Here is a 5425-nt window from a genome sequence, read left to right as displayed (position 1 = left end):
AACCGCTCCCCACCAAGATCAGCCCGATTACGCCATCTCGGGACGAAGCATCCTTGGGCACTCCCGTCCGCTTCGTCCCGAGCGTGTCGAGGGACGTGAAAGCGCCGTCCAGGCTCAGACCTCGCCCTCGCGGCGCAGCAGCGCGAGGGCCGCGCGGAAGCCGTCCAGGCTGCGTTCCAGCGTCGCCGCGTCGTGGGCGATCGAGGTCATGCCGCCCGGCCAGCCGCCGATGTCGAGGCCGTTCAGCAGCAGCGCCAGGCGCAGCTTGTGGACCAGCCCGGGCCGGCGCTTCTTCAGCGCCTCGTAGCCGAGGGCGCCCGGGTCGAAGGCGCCGGGGCGGATCTCCAGCCCGTCGGGGTTGGTGAAGAGGTGAAAGGCCGAGAAGGTGCCGTAGGCCGCCCAGGACACGCCCTCTCGCTCGAACAGCTCGTTGAGCCCGCGGCGCAGGCGCTCGGCGCTCTCGTTGGCGCGTGCGCAGGCGTCGGTGGTCTCGATGATGCCGAGGGTGGCGATGCCGGCGGCGGCCGACACCGGGTTGGCGTTGAAGGTGCCGGGGTGGTCGATCTTCTCCCGGCCGCTCTCGCGCGCCGCCGCGAAGTCGAGGCCGTCGAGGATGTCCCGGCGGCCGCCGACGGCGCCGCCGGGCAGGCCGCCGGCGACGATCTTGGCGAAGGTCGAGAGGTCGGGCCGGATGCCGAAGGCGCCCTGGGCGCCGCCCGGCGCGACGCGGAAGCCGCTGATCACCTCGTCGAAGATCAGCAGGACGCCGTGCCGCTCGGTGAGTGCGCGCAGCGCGTGCAGGAAGGACGGCTCGAGCGGCACCAGGCCGAAGGAGCCGCCGGTCGGCTCGACGATGACCGCGGCGATCTCGGGATCGCCGGCCAGCGCCGCCTCGGCCGCGGCCAGGTCGCCGGGCGGCAGCAGCACGACCTGCTCGGCGATGCTCGGCAGCACGCCGGGCGTCGGCGAGCCGTCGAAGTGCGAGGTGTAGCCGGAGGTCATGTGGTCGTGCCAGCCGTGGAAGCTCGCCTTGAAGCGGGCGATCCGGCGCCGGCCGGTGAAGGCGCGCGCCAGGCGCAGCGCCAGCAGGGTCGCCTCGGTCCCGGAGCCGACGAAGCGGACCCGCTCGGCCGCGGGCACCAGCCGCCGGATCGCCTCGGCCCAGGCGATCTCGCGCGGGTGGTTGGCCGCGAACTGGGTGCCCTGGTCGAGGGCGGCGTGGGTGGCGGCCAGCACCTCGGGATGGCCGTGGCCGAGCAGCAGGGCGCCGTGGCCGCCGAAGTAGTCGATGTACTCGTTGCCGTCGACGTCCCGCTTAAGCGCGCCCCGGGCGCTCTCGACGTAGATGCCGTAGGGCTCCAGGTAGCGCGAATCGTGGGCGATGCCGCTCGGCAGGAGCTGCGCGGCCTCGGCCGCGAGCTCGGCGGAGCGGCGGGTGCGCTCGCGGTAGGCGGCGACGATCGGCGAGTTGCTGGCGAATCCCTCGGCCATGACGGTCCTTTGCTACTTGATCAGGTTGGGCAGCCAGAGCACGAACTCGGGCATCAGCGAGATGAAGACGACGACGAAGATCATCGCGACATAGAACGGCAGCGAGGCGACGATCGCCCGCTCGTAGGGAACCTTGGCGATCTGCGCCGCCGTCATCAGGGTCATGCCGACCGGCGGCGTGATGTTGGCGACGTTCAGGGTCACGATCATGACCATGGCGATGTGCAGCGGGTCGAAGCCGAGCGTCACCATCGCCGGCACCAGGACCGGCGCGACCACGACCAGCGCCGGCAGCACGTCCAGCACCGTGCCGAGCGCGAGCAGCAGGAGGTCGACCAGCAGGATCTGGACCCAGGCCTCCTCGCTGACCAGGGTGATGTAGGCCGCCGCGTCGCGCGCGATTCCGGAGCGCGTGACGAACCAGCCGAGCACGGTGGAGGCGGCCAGCAGGAAGAAGACGACGCCGCTGAAGCGCACCGTCGTGACGAGCGACTGGAGCAGCTTGGCGAAGGTCAGGCTGCGATAGACCAGGAAGCCGATGGCGACGGTGTAGACGGCGGCGAAGGCCGAGGCCTCGGTGATCGTGGTCGCCCCGCTCAGGATGCCGCCGAGGATGATGACCGGCACGAACAGCGCCGGCAGCGAGATCAGGAAGGCGCGGAAGGCGGTCCGGGCGTCGGTCTTGCCGTGGATCGGATAGCGCCGGCGCCAGGCCAGGTAGAAGCTCACGGCCAGCAGCGCGCCGGCCATCAGCAGGCCCGGCAGCACGCCGGCGACGAAGAGATCGAGCACCGAGACGTCGCGCAGCAGCGTCGCGTAGACGACCATGACGATCGAGGGCGGGATGATCGGCCCGATGATCGAGGAGCAGGCGGTGATCGCGGCGCTGTACTCGGCGGTGTAGCCCTGCTTCTTCATCGCCGGGATCAGGATCTTGCCGACCGCGACGGTGTCGGTGATGGCGGCGCCGGTCAGGCCGGCGAAGAACACGCTGACCGTGATGTTGACGTGGCTGAGCGCGCCGCGGACCCGCCCGAGCAGCGCGTTGTTGAAGGCGATCAGCCGCTCGGTCAGGCCGGCGTGGTTCATCAGCTCGGCGGTGAAGATGAAGTAGGGAATCGACATCAGCACGTAGGGCGAGACGCCCGAGAACATGCGGTCGGCGATGATGCTGAGATAGTCGAGGCCGCCCAGGGTCATCGCGCCGGCGGCGCCGGAGAGCACCATGACCAGGGCGATCGGGGCGCCCAGGAACAGGAGCGCGACGAAGACGGCGAGAGCGACGGTCATCGGCTCTCCCTCAGGTGCGGGTGGTCGTCGGCCTCGGGGACGAGCTGCTCGAGCGTGCCGTCGGATTCCTGCGGCCCCTCGAGCAGCGCGAGCCCGTCGACCAGGTGGATCAGCAGCACGAGCCCCGAGATCGGCACGCTGGCGGCGACCCAGCGGTGACTGACCTGGAACCTGTCTGAGACCATGAAGATCTGCGTCGACTCGAGGAAGTAGATCGCGCCCTGCCACAGCATGAGCGCCCCGAACAGGCCGATCAGCCCGACGATCGACCAGCCGACGAGGCGACCCGCCCTCGGCGGCAGGCGGTTCAGCAGGATCGCCATGGCGACGTGCTCGCCGTTCTTGAAGGCGATGGTGATCGACAGCAGGCCGATCCACGGCAGGAACAGCCGCGCCAGCGAATAGGTCCAGCTGAGCGCGGCCCCGGTCGTCATCATGTAGAGGAAGCCGACGAAGGAGATCGTCAGCATCACCAGGATGCAGCCGATGCAGATCGCGACCACGAGGCGATCGAGTGCGTCGCTCGCGCTACGCCACAGGCTCATAGCGATACAGGCTCATAGCGATCTCCGGATCCACGGGGGGCAAGGGGGGGCGCGCGACGGCGAGGCGGGAAGGAAGGCGGCCGACGCCCTCGCGCCGGCCGCCTTCGCAGAAGGTCGGCCTACTGGCCGTACATCTCCCAGTTCGCCCTGTGGAGCTGGCCCTCGATTTCCTCGACCTTGCCGAAGAGCGAATCGACGAGCTCCGCCTCGACGCCGAAGTCGTCGACGATCCACTCGCGCCAGGCGGGACGGGCGAGCTCGGCCATGCGGACGCGCTCCTCGGCCGGCAGGACGTAGCACTCCTCGAACTCCTTGCAGGAGACGTTCCAGCCGTCGATCGCCTGCAGCGAGGCGATGCCGTGGCCGATGCCGATGGCCTCCGCCGCCGCCTGGACGATGACGTCGCGGTACTCCTCGGGCAGCGTCTGGAACCACGCCTCGCTGACCATCCAGGACTGCGAGTTGTAGATGTGCCCGGACAGCGTCGTGTAGTCGTTGACCTCCCACAGCTTGAACGACTTGCTGACGCCGGGCGCGTTGAACTGCCCGTCGGCCAGGCCGGTCGAGAGCGCGGTCAGCACCTCGCCCCAGGGCAGCGGCGTCGCCGAGGCGCCCAGCGCCTTCATGGTCGCGATGTGCGCCGGGTTCTCCTCGACACGGATCTTCAGGCCCTGGATGTCCTCGACGGTCTTGATCGGCCGCTTGTTGTTGGTGAAGGCGACGAAGCCGCCGCCGTCGTCGAAGGTGCCGAGGTAGCGCAGCCCGGCCTCCTCGATCGCGCCCCGCATGAACTCGGCGTGCCAGGGGCCGTCGAAGTAGGCGTGCGCGACCTGCCAGCTCGGGAACAGGAAGGGGGCCGTGATGATCTGGTAGTCCGGGAAGAAGGAGGACATGGCGCCCGACGAGATGACCGTCGCCTGCACCGTGCGGCCGGCCTGCGTCTCCTTGGCGGTCTCGACCTCGCTGCCGAGCTGCCCGTTCCCGTAGATCTGCACCTCGACCTCGCCGCCGGTGCCGGACTCGACCAGCGACTTGAAGTGGGTGAGGCTGGGCTGGACCTCGTTGTTGGTCATGTCCTCCGGCAGGATGTGGGCAATCACCATCTGGTACTCGGCCGCCGAGGCGACTCCGCCGCCGGTCAGGACCAGTGCCGTCGTCGCGGCCGCGCAGAACAGCCGCGATCCGGCGTGGGACCATCGTCCCGCAAATTCTTTCATGAACATCGATTTTCTCCCTGTCATTGCCGTCTTCGTGAACTTCGGCAGGTGCAGCCTAGTCCGCCGGGACCGGTTCTTGCAAAGGCCCCGGCCGAGATCCGCGTCTTCGAGACGAGGGACCGGGGGCATCGGCGCGCCGTGGGCGCCCTCCGCTGGCGCAGGGGAACCGGCCGGCGCCGCGCCCGGACATGACGAGCGCGCGGCGGCGTGGCATAGGGTGCGACCATGGACCAAGGCACCGTCCTGCTCGATTCCAGCCTGACCGGCCGGGCGCGGCTCTTCGCCCGCCCGCGCGAGGTCGTGACGCTGCACGCCGGCGATCCCGACCTGGAGGGCGCCTTCGCGCGGCTGCAGGCGGCGCAGGCGGCGGGCTTCTGGCTCGCCGGCTTCGCCGCCTACGAGCTCGGCTACCGGCTCGAGCCGCGGCTCGCCGGGCTGCTCGCCGGCAAGGCCGGGGCGATGGCCGGGCCGCTGCTCTGCTTCGGCGTCTACGAGGGCCCCGTGGCGGCGGCCGAGGCGCGGGCGCTGCTGGCGCGCTGCGACGCGGCGGCGGGCGAGGCCGCCCTCGAGCGGGTGACGCCGGGGCTGGACGCCGAATCCTACGCCGCCCGCTTCCGCCAGGTCCGCGCGCTGATCGCCGCCGGCGACATCTACCAGGCCAACCTGACCTTCCCGCTGCACCTCGAGACGCGCGGCGATCCCCTGGCTCTCTACGGCCACCTGCGCCGCGCCCAGCCGGTCGCGCACGGCGCGCTGGTCGCGCTCGAGGGGCCGCTGCTGCTCTCGGCCTCGCCGGAGCTCTTCTTCCGGGTCGATGCCGAGGGCTGGCTCGAGACCCGGCCGATGAAGGGCACGGCGGCGCGCGGCGCGCTGGAGCGCGCC

The 5425-nt window shown here is 70.7% G+C and carries 5 protein-coding genes; 1 reads left to right on the top strand and 4 read right to left on the bottom strand.

Annotated elements, in window-relative coordinates; genetic code table 11:
- Positions 1 to 114 precede the first annotated feature (114 nt).
- The 4 genes from WD341_RS08670 to dctP form a co-directional block, all read right to left on the bottom strand.
- Positions 115 to 1491 carry an aspartate aminotransferase family protein gene (locus tag WD341_RS08670; protein ID WP_368425045.1) on the bottom strand — a complete coding sequence of 459 codons (1377 nt, stop codon included), beginning with the start codon at positions 1489 to 1491 and terminating at the stop codon, positions 115 to 117.
- 12 nt (positions 1492 to 1503) lie between these two features.
- Positions 1504 to 2781 (bottom strand): TRAP transporter large permease, encoded by a 1278-nt coding sequence (locus WD341_RS08665; RefSeq protein WP_368425044.1) that lies wholly within the window; start codon positions 2779 to 2781, stop codon positions 1504 to 1506.
- The gene (locus tag WD341_RS08660; protein ID WP_368425043.1) at positions 2778 to 3326 is read right to left on the bottom strand and encodes a TRAP transporter small permease; all 549 of its coding nucleotides are present in this window, start codon (positions 3324 to 3326) and stop codon (positions 2778 to 2780) included. The genes WD341_RS08665 and WD341_RS08660 overlap by 4 nt, the downstream gene beginning before the upstream one ends.
- A gap of 119 nt (positions 3327 to 3445) precedes the next feature.
- Entirely contained in the window at positions 3446 to 4543 is a 1098-nt protein-coding gene (gene dctP, locus WD341_RS08655; RefSeq protein WP_368425042.1) for a TRAP transporter substrate-binding protein DctP, read from the bottom strand.
- 225 nt (positions 4544 to 4768) lie between these two features.
- On the opposite strand from dctP, the gene WD341_RS08650 reads away from it, so the two are divergent.
- On the top strand, positions 4769 to 5425 hold a 657-nt coding region (locus WD341_RS08650), incomplete at its 3' end, for a chorismate-binding protein (RefSeq protein ID WP_368425041.1).

The sequence above is a fragment of the Tistlia sp. genome, from assembly GCF_040905785.1.
Lineage (GTDB): Bacteria > Pseudomonadota > Alphaproteobacteria > Kiloniellales > DSM-21159 > Tistlia.
This window is presented reverse-complemented; position numbering and strand designations above follow the sequence as displayed.

Excerpts from the sequence above, each read along its gene's own strand:
- WD341_RS08670 (WP_368425045.1), bottom strand. The coding sequence starts at position 1,491 with ATGGCCGAGGGATTCGCCAGCAACTCGCCGATCGTCGCCGCCTACCGC.
- WD341_RS08665 (WP_368425044.1), bottom strand. The coding sequence starts at position 2,781 with ATGACCGTCGCTCTCGCCGTCTTCGTCGCGCTCCTGTTCCTGGGCGCC.
- WD341_RS08660 (WP_368425043.1), bottom strand. The coding sequence starts at position 3,326 with ATGAGCCTGTGGCGTAGCGCGAGCGACGCACTCGATCGCCTCGTGGTC.
- dctP (WP_368425042.1), bottom strand. The coding sequence starts at position 4,543 with ATGAAAGAATTTGCGGGACGATGGTCCCACGCCGGATCGCGGCTGTTC.